Origin of the sequence: Micromonospora fulviviridis (assembly GCF_014648395.1) — a bacterium.
Taxonomy (GTDB): Bacteria; Actinomycetota; Actinomycetes; order Mycobacteriales; family Micromonosporaceae; genus Micromonospora; species Micromonospora fulviviridis.
On record NZ_BMRA01000001.1, the window covers coordinates 404,908 to 430,069 of the forward strand.

Consider the following 25,162-nt stretch of genomic DNA (forward strand, 5'->3'; position numbering starts at 1 on the left):
ATCAACCGGGGACGGTGCCGGTCAGAGCTTGTACTCCTTGAGGAGACCGCGGGAGATGATGGTCTTCTGGATCTCCGAGGTGCCTTCGCCGATGAGCAGGAACGGGGCCTCGCGCATCAGCCGCTCGATCTCGTACTCCTTCGAGTAGCCGTAGCCGCCGTGGATGCGGAACGCCTCCTGGACGACCTCGGCGCAGTACTCGGAGGCCAGCAGCTTCGCCATCCCGGCCTCGACGTCGTTGCGCTGGCCGGCGTCCTTGAGCCGGGCCGCGTTGACCATGAGGGCGTGCGCGGCCTCGATCTTCGTGCCCATCTCGGCGAGCTTGAACGCGACGGCCTGGTGCTTGGCGAGCGGCTGGCCGAAGGTGCGGCGCTGCTGGGCGTACGCGACGGCCAGTTCGAAGGCCCGGATGGAGATGCCGCAGGCGCGGGCGGCCACGTTGACCCGGCCGACCTCGATGCCGTCCATCATCTGGTAGAAGCCGCGGCCCACCTTCTCCTCGCCGCCGAGCACCGCGGAGGCGGGGACGGTGACGCCGTCGAGCACCATCTCGGTGGTCTCGACGCCCTTGTAGCCCATCTTGTCGATCTTGCCGGGGATGGTCAGGCCGGGGGCGGTCTCGCCGAAGCCGGGCTCCTTCTCCAGCAGGAAGGTGCTCATGTTGCCGTAGACCGAGTCGGCCCCGGTCTCGGTCTTGACGAGGGTGGCGACCACCGAGGAGTACGCGCCGTTGGTCAGCCACATCTTCTGGCCGTTGAGCACGTAGTTGTCGCCGTCGCGGACCGCCCGCGACTTGATCGCCGAGACGTCCGAGCCGCACTCCGGCTCCGACATCGAGAACGCGCCGCGCACCTCACCGGTGGCCATCCGGGGGAGCAGCCGGGCCTTCTGGTCCGCGGAGCCGTGCTGGGAGATCAGGTACGCCACGATGAAGTGGGTGTTGACGATGCCGGAGATCGACATCCAGCCGCGGGACAGCTCCTCCACCACGAGGGCGTAGGTCAGCAGGGACTCGCCGAGACCGCCGTACTCCTCGTCGATGGTGAGGCCGAACAGCCCCATCTCGCGCATCCCGTCGAGGATGTCGGTGGGGTACTCGTCGGCGTGCTCCAGCCGCTGGGCGTGCGGGATGATCTCCTTGTCGGCGAACTCCCGGACGGTTTCCAGGATCGACCGCTGCACATCGGTCAGGCCGGGCGTCTGGGCGAGTCGGGCCATCTCAGCCTCCGGGGGATCGGCGCACTACTCGTGGGTAACTGAACGCTGGGTCAGTATCGGCCCCGGGACCGGCGGAGCCAAGGTGACCAGTCCACACAACCGCTGTGAAAAGGTTCACCGCTGCGGGTAGCGTCCGCAAGAGAGAGGGCCGTCGACCTGCGAGGCGAGGGGGCGAGGAGGGCGTGAGCCAACCACCCGGTGAGCCGGACCAGCCACCGTCGCCGTACGAGCCGCCCGCCTACGGCCAGCCGTACGGGGAGCCGCAGCAGCCGCACTGGGGGCACCAGCCACCCGGCGCGGCCCAGCCGCCCTACGCCCCGCAGCCCCCGTACGGCCAGTACGGGCCACCCGGCCCCGGACCGCAGCCGCGCGGCGGCCCGAACGTGCTCGCCATCCTGTCGCTGGTCTTCGCCTTCGTCTTCGCCCCGGCCGGCATCGTCTGCGGCCACCTGGCGAAGCGGCAGATCCGGCAGACCGGCGAGGAGGGCGACCAGCTCGCCACCTGGGGGCTGATCCTCAGCTACGTCTTCACCGCGATCGGCCTGCTGGTCTGCTGCGGCTGGATCGGTCTGGCCATCTGGGCCAACTCGGACAACGGCGGCAGCTACTGACGGTCAGCGGAACTCCGCCTCGCGGACGCTGTTGCCGCCGTCGACCACCAGCATCTGCCCGGTGATGTAGGAGGCGGCCGGCGAGCAGAGGAAGGCGATCGCCGCGGCCACCTCGTCGGGCGTGCCGGGGCGGCCGACCGGGGTGCCGAGGCCCTGCTTGATCTCGACCATCGTGGACGCCGCGGTGTGGATGATGCCCGGCGCCACCGCGTTCACGGTCACCCCGTCGGCGATCATCTCCATGGCCAGGGCGCGGGTCAGCCCGACCACGCCGGCCTTCGCCGCAGCGTACGCGGCCTCGGTGGGCAGCGCGTTGACCGGACCGGCGGTGGCCGCCAGATTGACGATGCGCCCCCAGCCCCGCTCGGCCATCCCGCCGATGAACGCGCGGCTGCACAGGAACGCGGTGGTCAGGTTCCGGTCGATCTCGCCGCGCCACTCGTCGTAGGTCAGCTGGGCGACCGGCCGGAGCACCTCCGGGCTGGCCCGGCTGGCCAGGCCGGCGTTGTTGACCAGCACCTCGACGTCGCCGAGCTGCTCGGCCACCGCGTCGGCGAGCGCGCCCACCTCGGACTCGTCGGTGAGGTCGGCGACGAAGCCGGTGACCCCCAGCTCGCCGGCCCGGTCGTGGATCCGCCGGGTGGTCGAGACGATCGCCACCCGGGCGCCCAGGTCGGCCAGGCGGCGCGCGGTCGCGTACCCGATGCCGTCCGGACTGCCCGCGCCGGTGACCAGCGCGACCCGGCCGTCCAGGCGCATGGTGGCCGGCTCTTCGAGCGGAGCCGGCTGGTCCTGGTCGGCGGAGCCGGTGGGGCCGCCGCCGCGCGGCCGGCGCACCAGCCCCGGCCTGCTGACGTCCCGTCGCGACCGACCGCCGCGCGCGTCAAGTGCCATGCCGCGATCCTGCCCGTTGTGGACGTCCCGGGCAACGCGGCACCCGGAAAGGGGGTCCTGCGACTTGCCCGCAGATGGCTACCCTGACCGCACCACGTACATGGAGATGATCTGATGACCTATCCCCCACCGCCCGGTGGTTGGCACGACCCGTCGGCGGCGGCCGGACCGCAGTCGAGCCCGCCGGCCGACCCGACGCTGCCGATGGCCGGCAACCCCATCCCGACCCAGCCGACCTCGGCGGACCCGTACGCGCCCGCCGACCCGTACGCCGGCATGAAGTCCGGCGACCCTTACGCCGCCGCCGGCTACCCGCCGGCCGGCAACCCGTACGCCGCGCCCGGCTACCCGGCGCCCGGCGACCCGTACGCGGCGGCCGGCTACCCGCCGCCGGCGTACCCCGGCTACGCGCCCCCGTCCAGCAAGACGAACACCCTGGCCATCGTGGCGCTGGTGCTCTCGCTGATCGGCTTCACCTCCTGCATCACCGCCCCGATCGGCGCGATCATGGGCCACGTCGCCCGCAAGCAGATCCGGGAGACCGGCGAGCAGGGCGAGGGCATGGCGAAGGCAGCCATCATCGTGGGCTGGATCCTCACCGCCCTGCTGGTGCTGCTGATCATCTTCTACGTCGTGATGATCGTGATCGCGGTCAACTCGGACAGCTCCAGCGGCTACTGACGCGGACGGGCCGCCCCGGTCGACTGGGGCGGCCCGTCGCGGTCAGCGGCTCGCGGTCACTCCGACGGCGGGGTGAACGAGGAGGTACGGGTCATCCCGGCGGCCCGGCCCTTGGCCGCGATCACCAGCGCCATCTTGCGGGACGCCTCGTCGATCATCTCGTCGCCGAGCATCACCGCGCCGAGCTTGCCGCCCGCCTCCGAGGTGTACCAGTCGTACGCGTCGAGGATCAGTTCGGCGTGGTCGTAGTCGTCCTGGGCCGGGGAGTAGACCTCGTTGGCCGCGTCGATCTGGCCCGGGTGCAGCACCCACTTGCCGTCGAAGCCGAGCGCCGCCGAGCGCTTGGCCACCTCGCGGAACGCGTCGACGTCCCGGATCTGCAGGAACGGGCCGTCGATGGCCTGCTTGTCGTGCATCCGGGCGGCCATCAGGATCCGCATGAGGATGTAGTGGTAGGGGTCCCCCGGGTAGTCCGGGATCAGCGCGCCGACCACCAGCGACTTCATGTTGATCGAGGCCATGAAGTCGGCCGGGCCGAAGATGATCGTCTCGACCCGGGGCGAGGCGGCCGCGATGGCGTCGACGTTGACCAGGCCGGCCGCGTTCTCGATCTGCGCCTCGATGCCGATCCGGCCGACCTCCAGGCCGAGGGTCTTCTCGATCTGGGTGAGCAGCAGGTCCAGCCAGTGCACCTGCTCGGCGTTCTGCACCTTCGGCAGCATGATGCAGTCCAGGTTGGCCCCGGCGCCCTCGACCACCTCGATGACGTCCCGGTAGGTCCACGGCGTGGTCAGGTCGTTCACCCGCACCACCCGGGTCTTGCCGGCCCAGTCGCCCTCGTTCAGCGCGGCGACGATGTTCTTCCGGGCGTCCGGCTTGGCCAGCGGCGCGACCGCGTCCTCCAGGTCGAGGAAGACCTGGTCGGCGGGAAGGCCCTGGGCCTTGCCGAGCATCTTGACGCTGGAGCCGGGTACCGCGAGGCAGGACCGGCGGGGGCGACCGACTGCGGCCATGGATGCGCTCCTTCCAGCGTCCGGCGGGCACGCCGACGCCACCAGGTGAAAGACCAGAACTTAACGATCCCAAAGGGCGTTGTGACGCCACGGTAACCTCGTGCCGTGACCGGGGTGAATGGACCTGTGGAAGATCTCACTGAGCGACGGACCGTGGTGGTGACCGGCGCCAGCTCGGGCATCGGACTGGCCGCCGCGGTCGACCTGGCGGGCCGCGGCGACCGGGTGGTACTGGTCGGCCGGGATCCCGCGCGGCTGCGGGCCGCCGGGGAACGGGTCCGCGAGTGCTGCGGCGAGCAACCCGAGCTGTTCCGCGCGGACTTCGCCGTGCTGGACGACGTACGCGGGCTCGCCGAGCGGCTGCGCGCCGCGTACGACCGGATCGACGTGCTGGCCAACAACGCCGGCGCGATCGTGCTCCACCCGGTCACCACGGTCGACGGCTTCGAGCTGACCATGCAGGCCAACCACCTCGCCCCGTTCCTGCTCAGCAACCTGCTGCGGGACCGGATCGGCCGGATGGTGGTGACCGCCTCGGGCGCGCACCGCAGCGGCGTGCTCGACCCGGACGACCTCAACGCCGCGCTGCGCCGCTACCGGCCGATGCGCGCGTACGGCACCAGCAAGCAGGCGAACATCCTGTTCACCGCCGAGGCGGCCCGGCGCTGGCCGGAGGTGCCGGCGTACTCGTTCCACCCCGGCGTGGTGCGAACCCGGTTCGGCAACGAGAGCCGGCTGGTCGCCCTCGGCATGCGCCTGCTGCCGTTCCGCAGCCCCGAGCGGGGCGCGGAGACCCTGGTCTGGCTGGCCAACCAGGACCCGGCCCGGCTGGTCGACGGCGGCTACTACGCCGACCGTCGGCTCCGCCGGCCGCTGCCCAAGGCGGCCGACCCGGCCCTCGCCGCCCGGCTCTGGACCGCCAGCGCCAAGGCCGTCGGGATCGACGCCTGAGCCCTCGCCGGGTCCGCCCGCCGGGCCGACCGCTGCCATACTCCGCCGCATGACCGAGCACGAGGGAGCGACCCTGCACGTCGGCGGCGCCGACGACGGGCTGGCCGCCCGGATCGACCGGGAGCTGACGGCCTTCAACAACGCCGCCACCGGCGCCACCGACGAGGCCGACCTGACCGTGCGCGTCGTCGACCCGGACGGCGAGCTGGTGGCGGGGCTGACCGGGTGGACCTGGGGCGGCCGGGCCGGGATCAACACCGTCTGGGTGCGGGCGGACCGCCGCCGCGAGGGCTGGGGCGGCCGGCTGCTGCGGGCCGCGGAGGAGGAGGCCCGGCGGCGCGGCTGCACCGAGATCTCGGTGGCCTCGTTCTCCTTCCAGGCGCCGGACTTCTACCGCCGGCACGGCTACACCGACACCGGCATCCGGGACGGCATCCCGGGCGGCCACGTCGACCACCACTTCTGGAAGCCGCTCGTCGAGGACCCGGCCGGGGTGCTCCGGGTGGTCGCCCTGGTCGACCTGAGCGCCGACCCCGAGGCCGGCCGGCGGTACGAGGACGCGGTGCTCGCCCTGCTCGGGCGGCACGGCGGGCGGCTGGAGCGGCGGCTGCGTACCGGGGACGGACAGACCGAGGTGCACGTGATCCGGTTCGCCGCGCGGGCCGGCTACGACGCGTTCCTGGCCGACCCGGAGCGGGTGGCGCTGCGGGCCGCGCTCGGCGACGCCGCCCCCACCACCCAGGTCCTCGACGTCCACGACGTCTGACGCTCACTCGGCGAGGTGGACCGGGACGCTGGTGACCACCACGCCGGGCAGGGCCCGCAGGGCGGCGCGGAGCCGCTGCTCGACGCGGCTGTGCAGCGGGCGGTGCCAGCGGCGGCGGAGCACCACCTCGGGCACGATCACGGTGAGGGTCAGCTCCGGCCGGGTCGTGTGCAGCGCCTCCAGGTAGTGCGCCAGCGGCCCGATCACCGCCCGGTACGGCGACACGATCGTCTCCAGCCGCAGGTGGTCGCCCCAGGCCTGCCACTGCTCCCGGAACCGGTCCGCCTCGGCCTCCTCGGGAGCGATGTGCACGGCCAGCGTGGGCTGGCCCAGCGACGCCGCGTACGCCAGGGCCCGCAGCGACGCCCGGTTCAGCCGGGCCACCGGCACGACGACCAGGTGGCGTACCTCCTGGGGCAGTTCCTCGCCCTCGGCGGACCCGGCGGGGCCGGGCGGCGCGGGCGGGTGCAGCGCCAGGGCGTGGTGCAGCGTGGCGTAGTGGCGGTGGATCCGCCGGAACAGCAGCACCAGCAGCGGCACGGCGACCACCACCACCCAGGCGCCCTCGCTGAACTTGGCCACGGCGGCGGTGAGCAGCACCAGCGCGGAGAGGGTGGCACCGATGGCGTTGAGCGCCAGTCGGCGATGCCAGCCCGGCCCGCGGCGGCGCCACCAGTGCACGACCATGCCGGTCTGCGACAGCGTGAAGGCGAGGAAGACACCGACGGCGTAGAGCGGGATCAGCGACGCGGTGTTGCCCCGGAAGGCAACGAAGATGAGCCCTGCGGCGAGCGACAGCGCGACCAGGCCGTTGCTGAACGCCAACCGGTCACCCATGTGCAGGAACCGGCGGGGGGCGTGGCCGTCCCGGGCCATGAAGAAGAGCAGCCGGGGGAAGTCGTTGAACGCGGTGTTCGCCGCGAGCAGCAGGATCAGCGCGGTGGTGGCCTGGAGGAACGCGTACCAGGGGCCGGTCGGGAAGGTCACCCGGCCGAGCTGGGAGAGCAACGTCTCGCCCGGCCGCGGGACCAGGCCGTCCAGGTGGATCAGCCCGACCAGGCCGGCGAAGAGCGCGACCAGCATGGCGACCATCCAGCCCAGCGTGGTGCGGGCGTTGCGCCACTCGGTGGGCCGGAACGCGGGGACCGCGTTCGACACCGCCTCGATGCCGGTCATCGACACCGCGCCGGAGGAGAACGCGCGTAGCACCAGCAGCAGGCCCAGCCCTTCGGCGGCCGGCACCGGCGGCGGGGGCACCGGCGCGAAGCCCCGGCCCGCCGCCCGTGCGTATCCGACCACCAGCAGCACGAGGACCGCGACCACGAAGGCGTATGTGGGGAGCACGAAGAGGTTCCCGGCGGTGCGCACGCCGCGCAGGTTGCCGGCGAGCAGCACGGCGATCACCAGCAACCCGAGCGGCACGGTGACCGGGGCCAGCCCGGGCAGCGCCGAGGTGACCGCGTGCACCCCGGCCGCCACCGACACCGACACGGTCAGCACGTAGTCGAGCATCAGCCCGGCCGCCGCCGCCAGTCCCGGGATACGTCCCAGGTTGTCGCCGGCCACGATGTACGAACCGGCCCCGTGCGGGTACGCCGGGATCGTCTGCCGGTAGGACAGCCCGACCGCGACCATCAGCACCACCAGCAGAGTGGCCAGCGGCAGGGAGAGCCCGAGCGCGGCGCTGCCGGCCAGCACCAGCACGCCCAGCATCGCCTCCGGCCCGTACGCCACCGAGCTGAGCAGGTCGGAGGAGAGCACGGGCAGGGCGACCAGCTTGCGCATCCGCTCGTAGAGCACCGAGGCGCTGGAGAGCGGCGGCCCGAACAGCGTCCGGCGGGCCCGGGTGAGCAGCCGTCCGGCCCGCGTGCCGGGCAGGTGGGCCGGCTCGGTGGCGACCAGCTCGTCCGGCTCCTCGACGGTGAACATCTCGATCGGCACGAGCCGACCGAACCGGGTCGGCCGCGGCGGCCGCCCGCTACGCCCGAGGGTGGGGTCGACGGGCAGCTCGTCCGGGCCGCGCGGCTCCCGCCAGCGCTCGCCGATCCGGCCCAGGGCCGCCCGTTCCTCGGGGCCGAGCGGCGGGAACTCGGCCGACGGGGTGACGATCGTCCCCCGCTCGGCCGCGTCGTCGTGTTCCCCTGCCGCCCCCACCCTCCGCACTTTCATGGAATCGGGCCGGGCGGGGGGCGCTTTCCGCAAAAGCGGGTCAGTCGGCCAGCGGGGCGGGGTCGGCGGGCACGGCGACCGGCGCGGTGCGGCGGCCGGCCCGGGCCCCGCCGAGGATGACGACGGCGACGCCGGCCAGCAGCAGGCCCAGCCCGGGCAGGGCCAGCGTGCGGGGCAGCTGGCCCAGCCAGGCCCAGCCGATCAGCGCCGCGCCGGGCGCCTCCAGCAGGATCAGGACGCTGACCGTGGTGGCCGAGACCCGGTGCAGGGCGTAGTTGAACATCGAGTGGCCGAGCAGTTGGGCGCCGGCCACCAGGCCGAGGATCGCCAGCCAGGTGGCGCCGTCGTAACCGTGCAGGCGTACGCCGCCGGCCAGGCAGACCACCAGCAGGATCGCCGCGCAGACGCCGTAGCAGATGGTGGTGTAGGTGGTGGTGCTGATGCTGGCCCGGGCGCGCTCGCCGAAGGCGGTGTAGACCGCGGCGAACATGCCGCCCGCGACCGCCAGGAGGTCACCGGTGAAGGCCCGGCCGGAGACGCTGAAGTCGGCGCCGGTGGCCAGCGCCGCACCGAGCACCGCGACCGCGATGCCGGCCCAGACCACCGCGGGCAGCCGCCGCCCCTGCCAGCGGGCGATCAGCCCCTGCCAGACCGGCTGGGTGGCGCCCAGCGCGGTGGCCGCGGCCACCGAGGTGAGCTGCGCGCTCGGCATCCAGGTGGCGAAGTGGGCGGCCAGCGCCACCCCGGAGAGTACGCAGTACAGCCCCTCCCGACGGCCCGCGCCGACGGTCAGCGCCCGGAACTCGGCGCGCCGCCGGGTCAGCGAGACCGGCCCGAGCACGGCCAGCGAGAGCACGTTGCGCCAGAAGGCGATGGCCAGGGCCGGCGCGGCGGCGAACGCGACCAGCGGCGCCGAGGACGAGACGGCGGCGACGGCCAGCGCGAGCGCGCCGACGGTCAGCGCGTCGAGCGGCGGGCGGTGCGGAGGGTGGGACACGGAGAGCAATACTCACACGCCGCCCGGCACCACGGAACGTCAGCACTCCGTTACGATCATGCGCGTCCCGGCGATCCCCCCTCGACGTCCGGAGGCTCATGCCCACGTACCAGGCGGTGCTGTTCGACTTCTTCGGCACGCTGACCCGCTGCGTCCAGCGCGGGTCCGCCCACCGGACCATCGCCGAGCTGCTCGGCTGCTCGGCCGACACCCTGATCGAGGTGCTCGACCGCAGCTACTACCAGCGCGCCAGCGGGCGGTTCGGCAACGCCGAGGCGACCCTGCGCTGGGTCTGCGGCCAAGCCGGCGTGCACCCCTCCGACGAGGCGCTACGCGCCGCCGTCGCCTCCCGGCACCGGGCGGTACGCGCCGACACCCGGCTGCGCGCCGAGGCGGTGCCGGTGCTGGCCGCGCTGCGCCGGCAGGGTGTCCGCACCGGCCTGATCAGCGACTGCACGCACGAGCTGCCGGCGTTCCTGCCCCAGCTGGCGGTCGCGCCGCTGCTCGACGTGCGGGTCTTCTCGGTACAGGTCGGGCGGTGCAAGCCCGACTCGGCGCTCTACCTGGCCGCCTGCCACCGGCTCGACCTCACGCCGGCCGACTGTCTCTACGTGGGCGACGGCGGCAGCCAGGAACTCACCGGCGCCGAGCGGGCCGGCATGACCGCGGTCCGGCTGGCCGCCCCCGACCTGACCGGCCACATGGTCTTCAACGCCGACCACGGCTGGGACGGACCGGCGCTCACCTCGCTCACCGAGGTGCTCGACCTGCTCGACCCGGTCGGCGTCGGCTGAGCGGCCGGCGGAGCCGGGCCCGGCGGTTCAGCGGCGGCGGACCTTGTGCAGCCGGAACGGCTTGCGGGTGGCCCGGACCACCGGCGCCTCCCGGGGCTGCTCGGCCAGCGACCCGGCCGGCAGGTCGCCGCCGGTCGTCGCGGTGCCCGCCGGGCTCAGCCGGTTCAGGGCACACCCCTCGGCCGCCCAGCGGGCCACCAGGTCGGCGGAGGGGCCGGAGGCGTTCAGCCGCTTCGCGGCGACCAGCGGCGCCGCGGTCTCCCACTCCTCGGTGCCCGGCCGCAGCCGGGTGACCCGGGCCGGCCAGGTGACGATCCGGCCGCCGTGGTCGCCGCGCAGGGTCACCTCGGCGGCGTCCGCGTCGGCCAGCCCGGGGGCCGACTGCTCGCCCGGGCCGGTCACCACCAGCAGCGCGCCGTCGAGCGGCAGGCACCACAACGCGTACGCCGGCCCGCCGGCCACCGACACCCAGGCGACCGCGGCCTTCTTCACGGCCTCGTCCACCAGGGGCGGGGTCGGCCGCTCGTCCACCTCGTCGCTCACTCCGACATCCTCCCGCATCCCGGCGCTCAGCCCACGAAGGGCGGGACGGCGATCTCGCCCCGGGCCACCGGCATCACGTGACCGGCGACCGTGGCGCCCACCGCCACCCCGCCGGCTGCGGTCACCGTGCAGGCCAGCGCGGACGGCCGGTTGATCTCGATGCCCTGGCGGACCGCGTACTCGGAGCGGCCCTCGCCGGGCAGCAGCCCGCTGGCCACCAGCCAGACGCCCAGGCCCAGGGCGGCCGAGCCGGTCGCCGGGTCCTCCGGCACGCCGAGGCCCGGCACGAAGACGCGGGCGTGCGCGGTTTGCGAGTCGGCGTCCCAGGAGAAGACGCTGACGTGCTCCACGCCGTACCGCTCCGCAGCCGCCGTGTTCACCCTGGCGCGGGCCACCGCGTCCGGGCGTACCGGAAGGTAGGGGAACTCCAGGCCGCAGCCGGCGACCCGGGGTGCCGGGCCGGCGTGGTCGGCGGCGGTGAGGCCGGCCATCTCCAGCAGCGGCTCCGGGTCGAGTTCGGGCCCGAGGGTCGGGGTGCCCCCGGTGAGCGTCGCGCCGGTGGGGGTGACCTCGATGGGCAGCACCCCGGCGCCGCACTCCTGGGTGACCCTGCCCACATCGAACATGCCGCGCCGGCTCGCGGTCACCGCGGCGCCCACGCTGGGGTGACCGGCGAACGGCAGTTCCTCGGCCGGTGTGAAGATCCGCGCCCGGTACGTCGCTCCGACCTGCGTGGGCGGCAGCACGAACACCGTTTCCGACAGGTTGAACTCCACCGCGAGCGTCTGCATCTGCTCGGTGGCGAGCCCTTCCGCGCCGAACACCACGGCCAGCGGGTTGCCGGCGAACGGGCGGTCGGTGAAGACGTCCACGATCTCGTACGCCAAGGTCGACATGTTGATAAACACTAGGCCCTTAGGCTGGTGCCCGTGAGCACGCCGAACCGGGTCTACATCGCTCGACTCGCCGGAGTCGCCGTCTTCGACCCGAACGGCGACCAGGTGGGTCGGATCCGCGACGCCGTGGCCCGGATGCGGCCGACCCAGCGCCCACCCGAGGTGGTGGGGCTGGTCGCCGAGATGCCGATGCGGCGGCGCATCTTCCTGTCCATCAACAGAATCACCTCCATCGACGCCGACGCCGTGGTGCTCGGCAGCGGCACCCTCAACCTGCGCCGGTTCGAGAAGCGCCCGAACGAGCTGCTGGTGCTCCAGGAGCTGCTGGACCGGCGGGTCCAGCTGGACACCGGGCAGGCCGGCTCGGTGGTCGACGTGGCCATGGAGTGCAGCCGCGGAGGCGAGTGGGCGCTCACCCGGGTCGCCGTCCGCGAGCAGACCAGCCGGCTCGCCCGCCGCGGTCACCTGCACCAGGTGGAGTGGGACCGGGTGCGCGGCCTCGGCACCCTCGGCGAGAACCGGGGTACGGCCAACCTCCTCGCCGTGCTGGAGGACATGCGCCCGGCCGACCTGGCCAACGCCCTCCAGGACCTGCCCGACGCCCGGCGCAACGAGGTCGCCGCCGCGCTGGACGACGAGCGCCTCGCCGACGTGCTCGGCGAACTGCCCGAGCACGACCAGGTGGAGATCCTGGCCGCGCTGGACCGGGAACGCGCCGCGGACGTGCTGGAGGAGATGGACCCGGACGACGCCGCCGACCTGCTCAACGAGCTGCCCCCGCCGGAGCAGGACGTGCTGCTCGACCTGATGGAGCCGGACGAGGCCACCCCGGTCCGCCAGTTGCTGCGCTACGCCTCCGGCACCGCCGGCAGCGTGATGACCTCCGAGCCGGTGATCCTGCCGCCGGACGCCACGGTGGCCGAGGCGCTGGCCCGGATCCGCGAGCCGCAGCTCTCCCCCGCCGTGGCCGCGCAGGTCTTCGTGACCCGCGCCCCGCTCACCACGCCCACCGGGCGCTACCTGGGCATGGTGCACTTCCAGGCGCTGCTCCGCGAGCCGCCGGCCGACCTGCTCGGCGGGGTCGTCGTCAACGACATAGACCCGCTGCGGCCGACCACCCCGCTGCCCGAGATAACCCGCCGGATGGCCACGTACGACCTGGTCGCCATGCCGGTGGTGGACCGGAGCATGCGGCTGGTCGGCGCGGTGACCGTGGACGACGTGCTGGACCACTCGCTGCCGCGGGACTGGCGGGACCGGGACGCCATGCCGACCGCGCCCGCCACCGACGAGGGGCACCTGGACGGCGGCAATGGCTGACCAGCGACGGTCCGAGCGGCTGGACCAGCCCCGGGCGCCCCGGGGACTCCGGCTGCCCCGGATCGACGCGGAGACCTTCGGCCGCTGGTCGGAGGGGATCGCCCGGGGCATGGGCACGGCGAACTTCATCGTCTACATGACGCTGGTGATCGCCGCCTGGTTCGCGTGGAACACCCTGGCCCCGGCGGACCTGCGCTTCGACCCGTACACGTTCACCTTCCTGACCCTGGTGCTCTCCCTCCAGGCCTCGTACGCGGCCCCGCTGATCCTGCTCGCGCAGAACCGGCAGGCCGACCGGGACCGGATCGCGCTGGAGGAGGACCGGCGGCGGGCCACCATGCAGAAGGCCGACACGGAGTACCTGGCCCGGGAGATCGCCGCCCTGCGCATCGCGATGGGTGAGGTGGCGACCCGGGACTTCCTCCGCTCCGAGCTGGCCCGGCTGGCCGAGGAGCTGGACGAGGCAGCCGAGCGGCGGCGGAAGCTGGAGCGCCGGCAGCAGGAGCGGGAGGTCCGGCGGGAGGCCCGGCGGCAGCCCGGCGGGGAGCCGCTCGACGAGCCCCGCGACGACCTCGACGGCGACTTCGCGCACGACGGCCGCTTCGAGAGCTGAACCGGCCCGGAGCGTATTGAACGCCGCGCGCCTCAAGGGGCCAGGCGAGCGGCGTTCGGCCCGATCGTCCCACTTCGCGGCATGCCCGTCCACCCCTCGGGCGGCCATCGATTCGCTCACACCGGCCCCCGCCAGCGGCGGACGCCGATGACCACCGACGTAGCATTGCGGGCATGTCAGCACCCGTCAGCACCGTCTCCGACGCGATCCAGGCCGCCCTGGCCACCGTCAACGACCCGGAGATCCGTCGGCCGATCACCGAGCTCGGCATGGTCCGTTCCGCCGTGGTCGGCGACGACGGCGTGGTCCGGGTGGAGCTGCTGCTCACCGTGGCCGGCTGCCCGCTGAAGGACAAGCTGCGCACCGACATCACGGCCGCCGTCGCGGCGGTGCCCGGCGTGACCGGCGTCGAGATCGAGTTCGGCGTGATGAGCCCGGAGCAGCGCCAGGAGCTCCAGTCGAAGCTGCGCGGCGGCGGGGCCAGCGCCGAGCCGGTCATCCCGTTCGCCCAGCCCGGTTCCCGCACCCGCGTCTACGCGGTCGCCAGCGGCAAGGGCGGCGTCGGCAAGTCCAGCGTCACGGTCAACCTGGCCGCCGCGCTGGCCGCCCGCGGCCTCTCGGTCGGCGTGGTGGACGCCGACATCTACGGCCACTCGGTGCCCCGGATGCTCGGCGCCGACGGTGCGCCCACCCGGGTCGAGGACATGATCATGCCGCCGCAGTCGCACGGCGTGAAGGTGATCTCGATCGGCATGTTCACCCCGGGCAACGCGGCCGTCGTCTGGCGTGGCCCGATGCTGCACCGGGCGTTGCAGCAGTTCCTCGCCGACGTCTACTGGGGCGACCTGGACGTCCTCCTGCTGGACCTGCCCCCGGGCACCGGCGACATCGCGATCTCGGTGGCGCAGCTGCTGCCGAACGCGGAGATCCTGGTCGTCACCACCCCGCAGGCGGCCGCCGCCGAGGTGGCCGAGCGGGCCGGCGCCATCGCGCTGCAGACCCACCAGCGGGTGGTCGGCGTGATCGAGAACATGTCCTGGCTGGAGTTGCCGGACGGCTCCCGGATGGAGGTCTTCGGCGCCGGCGGCGGCGCGGCCGTCGCCGAGTCGCTGACCCGGACCATCGGCGCGCAGGTGCCGGTGCTGGGGCAGATCCCCATGGACACCCGGGTGCGCGAGGGCGGCGACGCCGGCAACCCGATCGTGCTGGCCCAGCCGGACGCCCCGGCCGCCCGGGCGCTGGTCCAGGTCGCCGACCGGCTCGCGGTGCGCCGCGAGTCCCTGCTCGGCAAGCCCCTGGGTCTCAAGCCCGCCGGTCGCTGACCGTCCGGAAAACTTTTCCACCGACCCTCCCCGGCCCACGGCCGAGGGGGGTCGGTCCCGTTACGGGCTCAGGTGGCGTCGTCGTAGGAGGGGCGGGGGGCGGGCGCCGGGGCGCCGCCGGTCGCGGTGGCCGGGCGGGTGCCGTTGGTACGCAGGTCGGCCGCCTTCGCCACGTCCTTGAGCTCCTCGTGCACGCCGGTGACGTCCGAGCGCAGGTTGTCGTACATGCTCTGCAGCGGCTTCCGGAGGGCCTGCTCGTCCTCCTCGCTGAGCAGGTGCTTCCGGATGAACGCCTTGGGGTGCAGGTCCTCCAACTGGATGTCCGTGCCCAGCTCGCGGCTCAGGTCGCCGGTGGCGTTCCGCGCCATGTTGCGCAGGTTGCGGACCATCCGGAGGCCGTCGTTGATCACCGTGGGCAGCCGGTCCCCGAAGATCAACAGTGCCAGGAGCAGCAGGGCGCCGATCTCCCACCAGTTCAGGTTCTCGAACACTCCGGCCTCCTCGTGGCGTGTCAGGGCAAGACTACGCACGTCAGGTGGCCGGCCGGGAGGGGGTGAGGGGTCCCTACTTGGCGTCTGCGGCGAGCGTCACCGAGGCGTTCTGCCGATTCGACCCGCGCCGGTACTCCACCCTCACCACCGAACCCGGGGCGTACTTGCGGACCAGCGCCACCAGATCGGTCGGATCGTTCATCGGGTGCCCGTCCAGCCGGAGCACCACGTCCCCGGTACGCAGCCCGGCGGCCGCGGCCGGCCCGGCCGGCTCGACGCCGTTGAGGCGTACGCCGCCGCCGCTCACGCCGGTGCCGCCCACCTGGGCGCCGATCACCGTGCGCCGGGCCTTGCCGGTGCCGATGATGTCCTCGGTGACGCGCTTCGCCTGGTTGATCGGGATGGCGAAGGCGAGCCCGATGTTGCCGGCCTCCTGCCCGTCGGCGACCAGCGACTTGATGGTCGAGTTCACCCCGACCACCCGGCCGGCCCCGTCGACCAGCGGGCCGCCGGAGTTGCCGTGGTTGACCGCCGCGTCGGTCTGGATCGCCGCGTAGTAGCGGGTCGGCCCGCCCGGCTCGCCGGCCATCATGGTGCGGTCCAGGGCGCTGACGATGCCGGCGGTCACCGTGTTGGCCAGGGAGAGCGGCGACCCCATGGCGAGCACCGGGTCGCCGACGGCGAGCGCGTCGGAGTCGCCGAACTCCACCGGCTTCAGCCCGGTGCGGGTCACCTTGATCACCGCTATGTCCGACTCCGGGTCCTGCCCGACCACGGTGCCGGGGGCGGTGCTGCCGTCGTTGAAGACCACCGTGGCCTTGCCGGGGCCGCCCGCGACCACGTGGTCGTTGGTGACGATGTGCCCGTCGGCGCTCACCACGAAGCCGGAGCCCTCGCTCGTGCCGCCGAGGCTGGCCACCCGGACGGTCACCACGCTGGGCAGCACCCGCTCGGCGACCCCGGCCAGTGACTCGGGCTTGCGCTGGGCGAGCGCCGGGGCCTGGCCGGACTGCGCCCCGAGCGTCGGCACGGCCCCGCCGCCCCGCAGGAAGGCGTAGGTCAGGGCGCTGCCGAGCGAGCCGGCGAGCAGGGCGGTGATCAGCGAGATGAGCACCACCTGGCGCAGCCCCGGCCGGGTCGGCGCGTCCGGGTCGGTCACCGGTTCCGGCTCGCCGCTCCCGGTGACCGGGGCGGCCGGGACCACCACGGCGGCGGGCGCGTACGGGTCGCGCCACGGGTCGGCGAGCGCGTCGGACCACCAGGGCGAGGTCGTGCCGCCCCCGGCGCCCTGCGGGGGCTGCCCGGGCGCCGGCCCACCCGCCGGTGCCGGGCTCCCGCCGGGCTGGCGCCAGTCCCAGCCGTCGGTCACGTCGGTGCCTCCCAGTCCGTCCCCCATGCCCCGTGCCGGAGGGCCGGCGGAGCCGACCGTGCCGCACGGGACTCCGTCCAGGATTGCACGGATGCCCCGCGTGGAGTCAGGGGTTGCCGCGCGTGATCGTCTGAGGGCCGACTCGCGGCTGCGCCCGCCGAGGCACGCCTCTAGGCTCTCAGTGCCAACCGACCCCTCGCACCAAGTCCGCCCGGAGGTGTCCCATCGCCACGGTCGCCGGCTCCGGCAACTCGACCGCCCAGGCGCTCCAGTTCGCCGAGTCGTACGTCACCGAGGACCTCGTGCTGCGGACGGCCCGCGCCCTCGCCCACGAGGTGGGCGTCGACGCGGTCACGCCGGGCGCCGGGGCCGCGCTGCGCCTGCTCGCCGCCGCCGGGAACGCCCGGGCGGTGGTGGAGATCGGCACCGGCACCGGGGTGAGCGGGGTCTGGCTGCTGCGCGGCATGCGCCCCGACGGGGTGCTCACCACCATCGACGTGGAGGTCGAGCACCAGCGCATCGCCCGCCGGCTGTTCCAGGAGGCGGGGTTCGCGTCGGGGCGTACCCGGATCATCACGGGCCGGGCCCTCGACGTGCTGCCGCGGCTCGCGGACGGCGCCTACGACCTGGTCTTCGTCGACGCCGAGGCGACCGGCTTCGCCGCCTGCGTGGATGCCGCGCTGCGGCTGCTGCGCCCCGGCGGGGTGCTCGCGCTCAACGGCGCCCTGGCCGGCGGCCGGATCGGCGACCCGGCCGCCCGCGACGTGGAGACGGTGACCGTGCGGGAGACCATCAAGGCGATCCGCGAGTCGGAGCACTGGGTGCCGGCGCTGCTGCCCGTCGGGCACGGCCTGCTCGCCGCCGTGAAGGGCTGACCGCCCCGCCGGTCAGCCCAGCGTGGCAAGCCAGCGCAGCAGCCCGCGGACGCCCCAGCCGGTGGCGCCCTTGACCAGCTCGCCGTGCACGTCGTCCGACCAGGAGGGGGCGGACATGTCCACGTGCACCCAGCGGTCGCGCAGGTCGCCGGTGAACTCGCGAAGGTAGAGCGCGGCCACCACCGAGCCGGCGCCCCGGTTCGGGGAGCTGTGCAGGTCGGCGATGTCGCTGCCCAGGTACTCGACATAGTCGTCGGCCAGCGGCATCCGCCAGGCCCGCTCGCCGGCCGCCGTGATCGCGGCCAGCAGGTCGGCGGCGAGGTCGTCGTTCTCGCTGTAGAGGGCGGCGTGCCGCTTGCCCAGCGCCACCGCGTTCGCCCCGGTCAGCGTGGCCAGGTCGACCAGCAGGTCGGGCTTCAGCTCCCGGACGGCGTACGCCATGGCGTCGGCGAGGACCAGCCGGCCCTCCGCGTCGGAGTTGGTGCTCTCGCTCGTCAGGCCGCCGTAGTGGCGGATGACGTCGCCGGGGCGGAACGCCGAGCCGCTGACCATGTTCTCGGCGAGCGGGGCCAGCGTGGTGACCCGCACCGGCAGCCCCAGCGCGGCGGCGCCCAGGGTGGCGGTGACCACCGCGGCGGCCCCGGCCATGTCCTTGCGCATCAGCTTCATGGCCGGCACCGGCTTGATCGAGATGCCGCCGGTGTCGAACGTGATCCCCTTGCCGACCAGCACCACGTGGGTACGCGCCCCGGCCGGCCGCCAGTCCAGCTCGACCAGGCGGGGGCCGCTGGCCGAGCCGCCGCCGACGGCCAGGATGCCGCCGAAGCCCTCGGTGACCAGTTCCTCCGGCCCGCGCACCCTCAGGTGGAGGTCGGCGCGGCCGGACGCGGCGGAGGCCACCTGGGCGGCGAACCACTCCGGGTTCTTGGTGGACGAGGGGGTGTTGGTCAGGTCCCGGGCCAGCCGGGTCATCTCGGCGGTGGTCCGGGCGGTGGCCAGGGTCGGCGCGAGCGCCTCCGGGTCCCCGACCACGACGTCCACCTCGGCCAGCGCGGGCGTGCCACCGGCCTCTGTCAGCCGGTAGCGGTAGGAGCCCAGCAGCAGCCCCTCGGCCAGGCCGCGCAGCGCGTCCGTGGCCTCGTCCGGCAGCGCGATCGTGATATGTGTCTCATCCTTGGCGGCCCGTGCCAGCGCCGCGCCGGCGAGCCGCCAGCCGTGCTCGTCGCCCGCGCCGACGCCGAGCAGCCAGAGCCTGGCCGGGGTGCCGCCGGGACGCAGGTGCTCCCGCACCTCGCCGGCGGCGCCGGTGAGCCGGGCGGCCGGCAGCAGCGCCACCGCCTCGGCCCGGACGTCGTCGCCGGGCGCGGCGGCGGTGGGGACCAGCGCGGCCGGGCCGTCCGGCCCTTCGGGACGAATGGGCAGGACGAGGGTGTCGGGCCGCGCGGGCCCGCTCACCAGACGAATGGCCAGCACGCTGGACCGAACCTCCGAAGATTGCTCGAATCGGGACACTTTGCCGCTCACCGGCCGATGAAGGCCCTGAGCCACCGGCTCAGCCGGTGGCTCAGGGTAGGACGAACCGTCCGCGCGACGGACGTCGCGCGGACCGCTCCTCGAATCAGCCGGCGGCCGCCTTCAGCGCGTCACCCAGCGCGGTGGCCTCGTCGGGAGTCATCTCGACGACGAGCCGGCCACCACCCTCCAGCGGGACCCGCATGACGATGCCCCGGCCCTCCTTGGTGACCTCCAGCGGACCGTCGCCCGTCCGCGGCTTCATCGCCGCCATGTTGTCTCCCCTCAGACCTACACCAGGGTCGGTGGGTTGCCCCACAGCCACTTCGTCATGACCACCCGCAACCGTCGCGGGGGCGTCGACCAACGATTTTCCCTGATGAACACCGCCGGACCCAAACCGAAGCAGCATTGATGTAACAGCATCTAGCTTATCTTGGATAGGCCTGTCACAATGTGCGGTCATGCAGGCACGGTCGGCACTCTTCGACCTGTACGGCGACCACCTCCGGGCGAGGGGTGGCCGCGCACCGGTCGCCGCCCTGGTCAAGCTGCTGGCGCCGCTCGGGATCGCGCCACCGGCGGTCCGCACCGCGGTCTCCCGCATGGTCCGCCAGGGCTGGCTCGAACCGCTGCGGCTCGCCTCCGGACCCGGATATTCGATCACACCGAAGGCGGCCCGCAGACTGGACGAGGCGGGCGCCCGGATCTACCGCACCGGCCGGCACGCCTGGGACGGCCGCTTCGACCTGCTGGTGCTGGAGGCGCCCGCGTCCCGGCGGGACCGGCAGCGGCTCGCCGCCAACCTGACCTTCCTCGGCTACGGCACGCTGGACGACTGCACCTGGGTGGCGACCCGGCCGGGCGAGGACGTCGACGTCCTGCTCGCCGAGGCCGGGGTGCGCTACGAGCGGTTCACCGCCGCGCACGCCGCCGGCACCCCCGGCGCCATGGGAGTGGTCCGCCGCGCCTGGGACCTGGCCGAGATCGGCCGCGCCTACGAGCGGTTCGTCAGCGAGCAGAAGCCGCTGCTCGCCGGAGTCACCGTGCGCAGCAGCGACGAGGAGGCGTACGCGGCCCGGTTCCGGCTCGTGCACGCGTGGCGTACCTTCCTGTTCCGGGACCCGCAGCTGCCCCCGGCGCTGCTTCCCGAGCGCTGGCCGGGCAGCAGCGCCGCCAGTTTCTTCGACCGGCACGCGGCCCGCCTCCGGCCGGCCGCCGACCGGTACGTCGAACACTGCCTCGACGCCGGCAACCGCCTAGCCCGACAGAAGGGTCGTTAGAACGTGACCGAGCCGCTGCTCGTCGACCGCACCGACGCCGTCGTCACCGTGACGCTGAACCGCCCGACGGCGATGAACTCGCTCGACGTGGCGCTCAAGGAGGCGCTCCGGGACACCCTCGCCGAGCTGGAGGCCGACCGGTCCTGCCGGGCGGTCGTGCTGGCGGGCGCGGGCGGCTCGTTCAGCGCCGGACAGGACCTGCGGGAGCACGTGCAGACCCTGGAGTCCGCCGACGCCGACCCGCTGGGCACCGTGCGGGCCCACTACAACCCGATCGCCGCCCGGCTGGCCAACCTGCCCAAGCCGGTGATCGCCGCGGTCCGGGGCATGGCCGCCGGGGCCGGCGCCTCCCTGGCGTTCCTCGCCGACTTCCGGATCGGCGGCCCGAAGACCCGGTTCCTGATGGCCTTCGCCGGGGTCGGGCTCGCCGCCGACACGGGTGCCTCCTGGACGCTGCCCCGGCTGGTCGGCCACGCCAAGGCCGTCGAGCTGCTGATGCTCGCCGAGCCGGTGGGCGCCGAGGAGGCCTGCCGGCTGGGCCTGCTCACCCGGCTGGTGGACGACGACGAGCAGGTGCTCCCGGCCGCGCAGGAGCTGGCCGCCCGGCTCGCCGCCGGCCCGACCGTCGCGTACGGGGCGATCAAGCGGCAGCTCTCCATCGCCGACGCCGGCACCCTGGCCGACGCGCTGGCCGCCGAGGCCCAGGCCCAGGCGATCTGCGGCGCCACCGCCGACCACCGGGCCGCGACCATGGCGTTCGTGAACAAGCAGAAGCCGGTCTTCGAGGGCCGCTGACCCCGTCGCGGGTCAGTCGTCCTCTTCGGGATCCTGGTTGGCCTCGGCACCGAGCACGAACGCCTGCATGGCCAGCTCGTCACCGGACGGCGAGACGAAGGCGGGCAGCTCGCGCGGGCCCAACTCCTGCACGTAGGCCCAGAAGAGCCGGACCGCCTCGGCGGGTGAGGCCGCCTCGATCGGCAGGTCGAGGCTGACCAGCCAGGAGCGGCGGGCCGGCGGCGGGCCGATCCGGTCGGCCAGCTCCCGGAAGCGGGCCGGGTCGAGCCCGGTCACCGGCCCGCCGAGGGCCAGGCCGGGCACCGGCACCGGCTCGTCGAGCACCCGCCGGGTGTACGTCACGACGAGCGCCCCCGGACCGGCCTCGGACTGCGGGTCGTCCGGGTCCTCCCGGATCTCCGCGGTGGCCGACGCGACCCGGCCGAGCCCCACCAGCCGCAGCGGCTCGTCGGCCAGCACCGCGACCGGGTCACCGGGGCGGGGCCGCACGGCCGCGTCCAGCCCGGTCAGCTCCAGGGTGTCGTGGTGCACCAGCCGCTCGGCCTCGTAGCGCTCGGCGGGCAGCAGCACCGCCCAGGCGCCCGGCGCGGTGCCGCCCTCGGTCGTCCCGCTCGTCCGCGGCTCGGTGTCGGTCATGTCCCAATCCCATCACGCCGGACCCGGGCCGGTCCCGCCGCGTCCGCCGTCCCGGGTCACGCCCCGGGACGGTCGCGGACGACGTGGCAGCCGGCGAGGTGGTCGTCGACCATGCCGGTGGCCTGCATGAGCGCGTAGGCCGTGGTGGGGCCGACAAACCGGAAGCCGCTCTTCTTGAGCGCCTTGGCCATCGCGGTGGACTCCGGGGTGAGCGCCGGCACCTCGCCGAACGACCGCGGTCGGGCCGCCCGGGGCGGCGGCGCGTAGGACCAGAGCAGCGCGGAGAGGCCGTCGGGCAGCTCCAGGGCGGCCCGGGCGTTGGCGATGGCCGCCTCGACCTTGGCCCGGTTGCGGACGATCCCGGCGTCGGCCATCAGCCGGGCCACGTCGGCCTCGCCGTAGCCGGCGACCTTCTCGATCCGGAACTCGTCGAAGGCGAGCCGGAACGCGGGCCGCTTGCGCAGGATGGTCAGCCAGGACAGGCCGGACTGGAACGCCTCCAGGGTCAGCCGCTCGTAGAGCGCGTCGTCGCCGCGCAGCGGCCGGCCCCACTCCTCGTCGTGGTAGACGGCGTAGTCCGGGGTGCTCGCCCCCCAGGCGCAGCGGGGCAGCCCGTCGGCGCCGGTCACCAGGTCAGTCACGCCGTACACGGTAGGCCAGCCCACCGACAGCGGGCGGCGGCCGGCGGTCAGGGCAGCCGGCCCCGCTCCACCAGCCGGGCGAACTTCTTCAGCGCCTGGGTCAGGCCGAACTTGGAGCCGGGCCAGAGCACCGGCCAGGCCACCCGGCCGGCCGACCCGCCGGGGAGGTGGAACCACTCGTGCCAGACCACCTGGGTCCGGTCCCGCCCCATCGGGGTGCAGCGCAGCACGCCGGGGCCGCGCAGCAGCTTGCCGCAGTGCACCACGCCCACCTCGTACGGCGCGTCCACCCGGACCACCCGCATCTCGTCGCGGAGCACGGCCGGGCCGAGCGCGGTGACCGCCTCGACCAGGCTCCCCTCGCCGCCGTCCCCCTCGACCACCCGGACGGTGGTGAGCGGAATCCAGTCGGACTGCCGCTCCCAGGCGGTCAGCGCGGCGAAGACCCGCTCGGCCGGCGCTCTGACGATCACCGTCGCGGTGACCTCGGCGGCCCCGGGCTGCGCCGCCTCGGCGAAGCCGGCGTCGCCGTCGGCGCCGGTCACGCGGACTCCGAGCGGACCACCGGTCCACGGTCCCGGTCGGCGTCGTCGCCACTGTCGGCCCCGGGGGCGCCGTCGGCGGTCGGGCCGGCGTCGGTGGGGTCGCGGTCGGTCGTGTCGGCGGGTGGCCGGAGGCCGACCTCGGGCGGGGTCTGGTCGACCGGGGCCGCCACCGGGGCGATCGGGGCCGGCCGGCCGGTGGCGGCCGCCGGGGCAGCGGCGGACGGCAGGGTGGCCACGTCCTCGACGGCGGCAGCGGCCGGGGCCTCCGCCACGCCGGCCTCGGCGGTGAGCGACCCGGCGGGCGGCGGGTCGGCGATCGGCCGGCCGGTGGCCGGCGGCGGGGCGGGAGCCTCGGCCTCCGCGCCGGTCGCCGCGGCCTCCGCACGGGCCCGGCGCAGGGCGTCGGCCTCCTCGATCCGGCCCTCGCGGAGCGCGGCGTTCTCGGCCTCCAGCACGCCGATGAGCTCGGTCTTGTAGCCGATGTCGTACGCGGCCCGGCGCAGCGCCGCGTCGACCTGGGCCATCCGGTAGCCGCGCAGCGCGGTGTCGAAGCGCACCTCGGCGACGTCCGACTCGTCCAGCGGGCGGCTGCCCGGCAGGGGCACGGCCCGCCCGTCCGGCTCGGCCGGCGCCAGGCCCGGATCCCGCCCGGAGACCAGCACCGTCACCCCGAACACCACCGCCGCGACGACGAGCGCGACGACCAAGAGGAGCAGAACCTCACCCATGGGGAGATCGTGGCATGCGGGCGGGGATCGGGCGAGCCCTCCGCCGCCTCCGATCGGAATCGCCCGGCGGGATAGCGTCGGGGGCGACCGGGGAGGATCGGCGATGCGGAGGCGGGCATGAGCGGGGCGCTGCGGCTGGGCGGGCGGACCTTCTCCCCCGGCGAACTGGTGGTGATGGCGATCGTCAACCGCACGCCGGACTCGTTCTTCGACCGGGGCGCCACGTTCGCCCAGGACAGTGCGCTGCGCGCGGTCGAGCGGGCGGTGACCGAAGGCGCGGAGATCATCGACATCGGCGGGGTGAAGGCCGGGCCGGGCGACGAGGTCGACGTGACCGAGGAGATCCGCCGCACCGTGGACACCATCGCCGCCGTGCGGGCCGCCTTCCCCGACGTGGTCATCTCGATCGACACCTGGCGCGCCGAGGTGGCGGTGGAGGCGGTGGCGGCCGGCGCCGACCTGCTCAACGACACCTGGTCGGGAGCGGATCCCGCGCTGGCCCGGGTCGCCGCGGCGACCGGTGCCGGGTTGGTCTGCTCGCACGCGGGCGGGCTCACCCCGCGGACCCGGCCGCACCGGGCCGCGTTCGACGACGTGGTGGCCGACGTGGTCGCGACGGTCACCGGCCTCGCCGAGCGGGCGGTCGGCCTGGGCGTACGGCGGGACGGCATCCTGATCGACCCGGCGCACGACTTCGGCAAGAACACCCGGCACTCGTTGGAGATCACCCGGCGGCTGGGCGAGCTGACCGACACCGGCTGGCCGCTGCTGGTCGCCCTGTCGAACAAGGACTTCATCGGCGAGACCCTGGACCTGCCCGTGCCCGACCGGCTGGAGGGCACGCTGGCGGCCACCGCCGTCTCGGCCTGGCTCGGCGCCCGGGTGTTCCGCGCCCACCAGGTCCGGGAGACCCGCCGGGTGCTGGACATGGTGGCCACGATCCGGGGGGACCGGCCGCCGGCCCTCACCCGGCGCGGGCTGGCCTGAGCCGGGTCAGGTCCAGCGGAGGATGTTCCGGCGCCAGGCGTAGAGGATGCCGAGCGCCACCACCGCCACGAAGACGCCCATCTCCACCACGGTGGTCACGCCGAACCCGGGCCGGTCGAAGACCAGCGCCCAGGGGAAGAGGAAGACCGCCTCCACCGCGAAGAGCACGTACAGGTAGGCGTAGACGTAGTAGCGGATCTGCATCTGCGCCCAGTCGCCGCCGACCGGGTCGAGACCGCACTCATACGTGGCGCGCTTGCCCCAGGGATCGGCCGGACGGCCAGGACGTAACACCCGATTGGCTGAGAACGCCGTAACGAAGAAGAGCACGGCGGCCAGCAGCAAGAGACCGAGCGTGGCGTACGAGCCGAGGTAACCGGTCACGGTCGGGAGCCTACCGGGCCGGCCGTCGGGACACCCCGAACACGTTACGGATTTGTTTCCTCGCTGGACTAGTGCTCGAAGGCAACTGTTGTCAAATAATGAGACCTCACTGAGCGTCACGGAGGACA

The 25,162-nt window shown here is 74.2% G+C and carries 28 protein-coding genes; 12 read left to right on the forward strand and 16 right to left on the reverse strand.

Annotated features, from left to right (window positions below; all coding sequences use genetic code 11):
- Positions 1 to 21 precede the first annotated feature (21 nt).
- Complete coding sequence (locus IEY96_RS01935) at positions 22 to 1,218, reverse strand: acyl-CoA dehydrogenase family protein (RefSeq protein ID WP_189193060.1); 1,197 nt, start codon at positions 1,216 to 1,218, stop codon at positions 22 to 24.
- Positions 1,219 to 1,400: 182 nt separating this feature from the next.
- Between IEY96_RS01935 and IEY96_RS01940 the strand changes: the two genes are divergently transcribed.
- Entirely contained in the window at positions 1,401 to 1,829 is a 429-nt protein-coding gene (locus IEY96_RS01940) for a DUF4190 domain-containing protein (RefSeq protein ID WP_189193061.1), read from the forward strand.
- 3 nt (positions 1,830 to 1,832) lie between these two features.
- Here IEY96_RS01940 and IEY96_RS01945 read toward each other — a convergent pair whose 3' ends face one another.
- Positions 1,833 to 2,723, reverse strand: a complete 891-nt coding sequence (locus tag IEY96_RS01945; protein WP_189193062.1) for an SDR family NAD(P)-dependent oxidoreductase — start codon at positions 2,721 to 2,723, stop codon at positions 1,833 to 1,835.
- A gap of 114 nt (positions 2,724 to 2,837) precedes the next feature.
- Between IEY96_RS01945 and IEY96_RS01950 the strand changes: the two genes are divergently transcribed.
- The gene (locus IEY96_RS01950) at positions 2,838 to 3,404 is read left to right on the forward strand and encodes a DUF4190 domain-containing protein (protein ID WP_189193063.1); all 567 of its coding nucleotides are present in this window, start codon (positions 2,838 to 2,840) and stop codon (positions 3,402 to 3,404) included.
- Between the two features lie 56 nt (positions 3,405 to 3,460).
- On the opposite strand, the gene IEY96_RS01955 is transcribed toward IEY96_RS01950, so the two are convergent.
- On the reverse strand, positions 3,461 to 4,417 hold the full coding sequence (locus tag IEY96_RS01955) for an HpcH/HpaI aldolase/citrate lyase family protein (protein ID WP_189193064.1): 957 nt from the start codon (positions 4,415 to 4,417) through the stop codon (positions 3,461 to 3,463).
- 126 nt (positions 4,418 to 4,543) lie between these two features.
- On the opposite strand from IEY96_RS01955, the gene IEY96_RS01960 reads away from it, so the two are divergent.
- Together IEY96_RS01960 and IEY96_RS01965 are read left to right on the forward strand one after the other, a co-directional pair.
- The gene (locus IEY96_RS01960; protein WP_189193065.1) at positions 4,544 to 5,368 is read left to right on the forward strand and encodes an SDR family NAD(P)-dependent oxidoreductase; all 825 of its coding nucleotides are present in this window, start codon (positions 4,544 to 4,546) and stop codon (positions 5,366 to 5,368) included.
- Positions 5,369 to 5,417: 49 nt separating this feature from the next.
- On the forward strand, positions 5,418 to 6,134 hold the full coding sequence (locus IEY96_RS01965) for a GNAT family N-acetyltransferase (RefSeq protein WP_189193066.1): 717 nt from the start codon (positions 5,418 to 5,420) through the stop codon (positions 6,132 to 6,134).
- A 3-nt stretch (positions 6,135 to 6,137) separates the two neighbouring features.
- On the opposite strand, the gene IEY96_RS01970 is transcribed toward IEY96_RS01965, so the two are convergent.
- Together IEY96_RS01970 and IEY96_RS01975 are read right to left on the reverse strand one after the other, a co-directional pair.
- On the reverse strand, positions 6,138 to 8,288 hold the full coding sequence (locus IEY96_RS01970; RefSeq protein ID WP_229791339.1) for an APC family permease: 2,151 nt from the start codon (positions 8,286 to 8,288) through the stop codon (positions 6,138 to 6,140).
- Positions 8,289 to 8,343: 55 nt separating this feature from the next.
- Complete coding sequence (locus tag IEY96_RS01975) at positions 8,344 to 9,309, reverse strand: DMT family transporter (protein WP_373293496.1); 966 nt, start codon at positions 9,307 to 9,309, stop codon at positions 8,344 to 8,346.
- Positions 9,310 to 9,398: 89 nt separating this feature from the next.
- Here IEY96_RS01975 and IEY96_RS01980 point away from each other — a divergent pair, with 89 nt between their 5' ends.
- Positions 9,399 to 10,094 carry an HAD family hydrolase gene (locus IEY96_RS01980; RefSeq protein WP_189193068.1) on the forward strand — a complete coding sequence of 232 codons (696 nt, stop codon included), beginning with the start codon at positions 9,399 to 9,401 and terminating at the stop codon, positions 10,092 to 10,094.
- A 27-nt stretch (positions 10,095 to 10,121) separates the two neighbouring features.
- Here the strand turns inward: IEY96_RS01980 and IEY96_RS01985 are convergent, their stop codons facing one another.
- Together IEY96_RS01985 and IEY96_RS01990 are read right to left on the reverse strand one after the other, a co-directional pair.
- Complete coding sequence (locus IEY96_RS01985; protein WP_189193069.1) at positions 10,122 to 10,655, reverse strand: hypothetical protein; 534 nt, start codon at positions 10,653 to 10,655, stop codon at positions 10,122 to 10,124.
- 8 nt (positions 10,656 to 10,663) lie between these two features.
- Complete coding sequence (locus IEY96_RS01990) at positions 10,664 to 11,533, reverse strand: PhzF family phenazine biosynthesis protein (protein WP_189193070.1); 870 nt, start codon at positions 11,531 to 11,533, stop codon at positions 10,664 to 10,666.
- A gap of 33 nt (positions 11,534 to 11,566) precedes the next feature.
- Between IEY96_RS01990 and IEY96_RS01995 the strand changes: the two genes are divergently transcribed.
- The 3 genes from IEY96_RS01995 (at position 11,567) to IEY96_RS02005 (ending at position 14,788) form a co-directional block, all read left to right on the forward strand.
- The gene (locus IEY96_RS01995; protein ID WP_189193071.1) at positions 11,567 to 12,853 is read left to right on the forward strand and encodes a magnesium transporter MgtE N-terminal domain-containing protein; all 1,287 of its coding nucleotides are present in this window, start codon (positions 11,567 to 11,569) and stop codon (positions 12,851 to 12,853) included.
- Positions 12,846 to 13,466: a DUF1003 domain-containing protein gene (locus IEY96_RS02000; protein WP_189193072.1), complete on the forward strand. Its 621-nt coding sequence runs from the start codon at positions 12,846 to 12,848 to the stop codon at positions 13,464 to 13,466. The genes IEY96_RS01995 and IEY96_RS02000 overlap by 8 nt, the downstream gene beginning before the upstream one ends.
- A 173-nt stretch (positions 13,467 to 13,639) precedes the next feature.
- Entirely contained in the window at positions 13,640 to 14,788 is a 1,149-nt protein-coding gene (locus IEY96_RS02005) for a P-loop NTPase (protein ID WP_189193073.1), read from the forward strand.
- Between the two features lie 68 nt (positions 14,789 to 14,856).
- Here IEY96_RS02005 and IEY96_RS02010 read toward each other — a convergent pair whose 3' ends face one another.
- Both IEY96_RS02010 and IEY96_RS02015 read right to left on the reverse strand, forming a co-directional pair.
- Complete coding sequence (locus tag IEY96_RS02010) at positions 14,857 to 15,279, reverse strand: twin-arginine translocase TatA/TatE family subunit (RefSeq protein ID WP_107076009.1); 423 nt, start codon at positions 15,277 to 15,279, stop codon at positions 14,857 to 14,859.
- Positions 15,280 to 15,352: 73 nt separating this feature from the next.
- Positions 15,353 to 16,663 carry a S1C family serine protease gene (locus IEY96_RS02015; RefSeq protein WP_189193581.1) on the reverse strand — a complete coding sequence of 437 codons (1,311 nt, stop codon included), beginning with the start codon at positions 16,661 to 16,663 and terminating at the stop codon, positions 15,353 to 15,355.
- 209 nt (positions 16,664 to 16,872) lie between these two features.
- On the opposite strand from IEY96_RS02015, the gene IEY96_RS02020 reads away from it, so the two are divergent.
- Entirely contained in the window at positions 16,873 to 17,523 is a 651-nt protein-coding gene (locus IEY96_RS02020; protein WP_255509951.1) for an O-methyltransferase, read from the forward strand.
- Positions 17,524 to 17,535: 12 nt separating this feature from the next.
- Here the strand turns inward: IEY96_RS02020 and IEY96_RS02025 are convergent, their stop codons facing one another.
- The gene (locus tag IEY96_RS02025) at positions 17,536 to 18,996 is read right to left on the reverse strand and encodes a leucyl aminopeptidase family protein (protein ID WP_189193074.1); all 1,461 of its coding nucleotides are present in this window, start codon (positions 18,994 to 18,996) and stop codon (positions 17,536 to 17,538) included.
- Between the two features lie 145 nt (positions 18,997 to 19,141).
- Positions 19,142 to 19,309 (reverse strand): DUF3117 domain-containing protein, encoded by a 168-nt coding sequence (locus tag IEY96_RS02030; protein WP_013283866.1) that lies wholly within the window; start codon positions 19,307 to 19,309, stop codon positions 19,142 to 19,144.
- A gap of 190 nt (positions 19,310 to 19,499) precedes the next feature.
- Here IEY96_RS02030 and IEY96_RS02035 point away from each other — a divergent pair, with 190 nt between their 5' ends.
- Together IEY96_RS02035 and IEY96_RS02040 are read left to right on the forward strand one after the other, a co-directional pair.
- Positions 19,500 to 20,318, forward strand: coding sequence for a PaaX family transcriptional regulator (locus tag IEY96_RS02035; protein ID WP_189193075.1), 819 nt, complete (start codon positions 19,500 to 19,502; stop codon positions 20,316 to 20,318).
- Positions 20,319 to 20,321: 3 nt separating this feature from the next.
- Complete coding sequence (locus tag IEY96_RS02040) at positions 20,322 to 21,113, forward strand: enoyl-CoA hydratase/isomerase family protein (protein WP_189193076.1); 792 nt, start codon at positions 20,322 to 20,324, stop codon at positions 21,111 to 21,113.
- 12 nt (positions 21,114 to 21,125) lie between these two features.
- On the opposite strand, the gene IEY96_RS02045 is transcribed toward IEY96_RS02040, so the two are convergent.
- From IEY96_RS02045 to IEY96_RS02060, 4 genes are read right to left on the reverse strand one after another with little or no spacing between them, the layout of a single operon-like run.
- Positions 21,126 to 21,749, reverse strand: a complete 624-nt coding sequence (locus IEY96_RS02045) for a hypothetical protein (protein WP_189193077.1) — start codon at positions 21,747 to 21,749, stop codon at positions 21,126 to 21,128.
- Positions 21,750 to 21,805: 56 nt separating this feature from the next.
- Positions 21,806 to 22,390 carry a DNA-3-methyladenine glycosylase I gene (locus IEY96_RS02050; protein ID WP_189193078.1) on the reverse strand — a complete coding sequence of 195 codons (585 nt, stop codon included), beginning with the start codon at positions 22,388 to 22,390 and terminating at the stop codon, positions 21,806 to 21,808.
- Positions 22,391 to 22,437: 47 nt separating this feature from the next.
- Positions 22,438 to 22,935 (reverse strand): SRPBCC family protein, encoded by a 498-nt coding sequence (locus IEY96_RS02055; protein ID WP_189193079.1) that lies wholly within the window; start codon positions 22,933 to 22,935, stop codon positions 22,438 to 22,440.
- On the reverse strand, positions 22,932 to 23,663 hold the full coding sequence (locus IEY96_RS02060; RefSeq protein ID WP_189193080.1) for a DivIVA domain-containing protein: 732 nt from the start codon (positions 23,661 to 23,663) through the stop codon (positions 22,932 to 22,934). The genes IEY96_RS02055 and IEY96_RS02060 overlap by 4 nt, the downstream gene beginning before the upstream one ends.
- Positions 23,664 to 23,780: 117 nt before the next feature.
- Between IEY96_RS02060 and folP the strand changes: the two genes are divergently transcribed.
- A complete protein-coding gene (gene folP / locus IEY96_RS02065) occupies positions 23,781 to 24,650 on the forward strand; it encodes a dihydropteroate synthase (protein ID WP_189193081.1) in 870 nt (289 codons plus the stop codon).
- Between the two features lie 6 nt (positions 24,651 to 24,656).
- Here folP and ndhC read toward each other — a convergent pair whose 3' ends face one another.
- On the reverse strand, positions 24,657 to 25,034 hold the full coding sequence (gene ndhC, locus IEY96_RS02070; RefSeq protein WP_154229793.1) for an NADH-quinone oxidoreductase subunit A: 378 nt from the start codon (positions 25,032 to 25,034) through the stop codon (positions 24,657 to 24,659).
- Between the last annotated feature and the right edge of the window lie 128 nt (positions 25,035 to 25,162).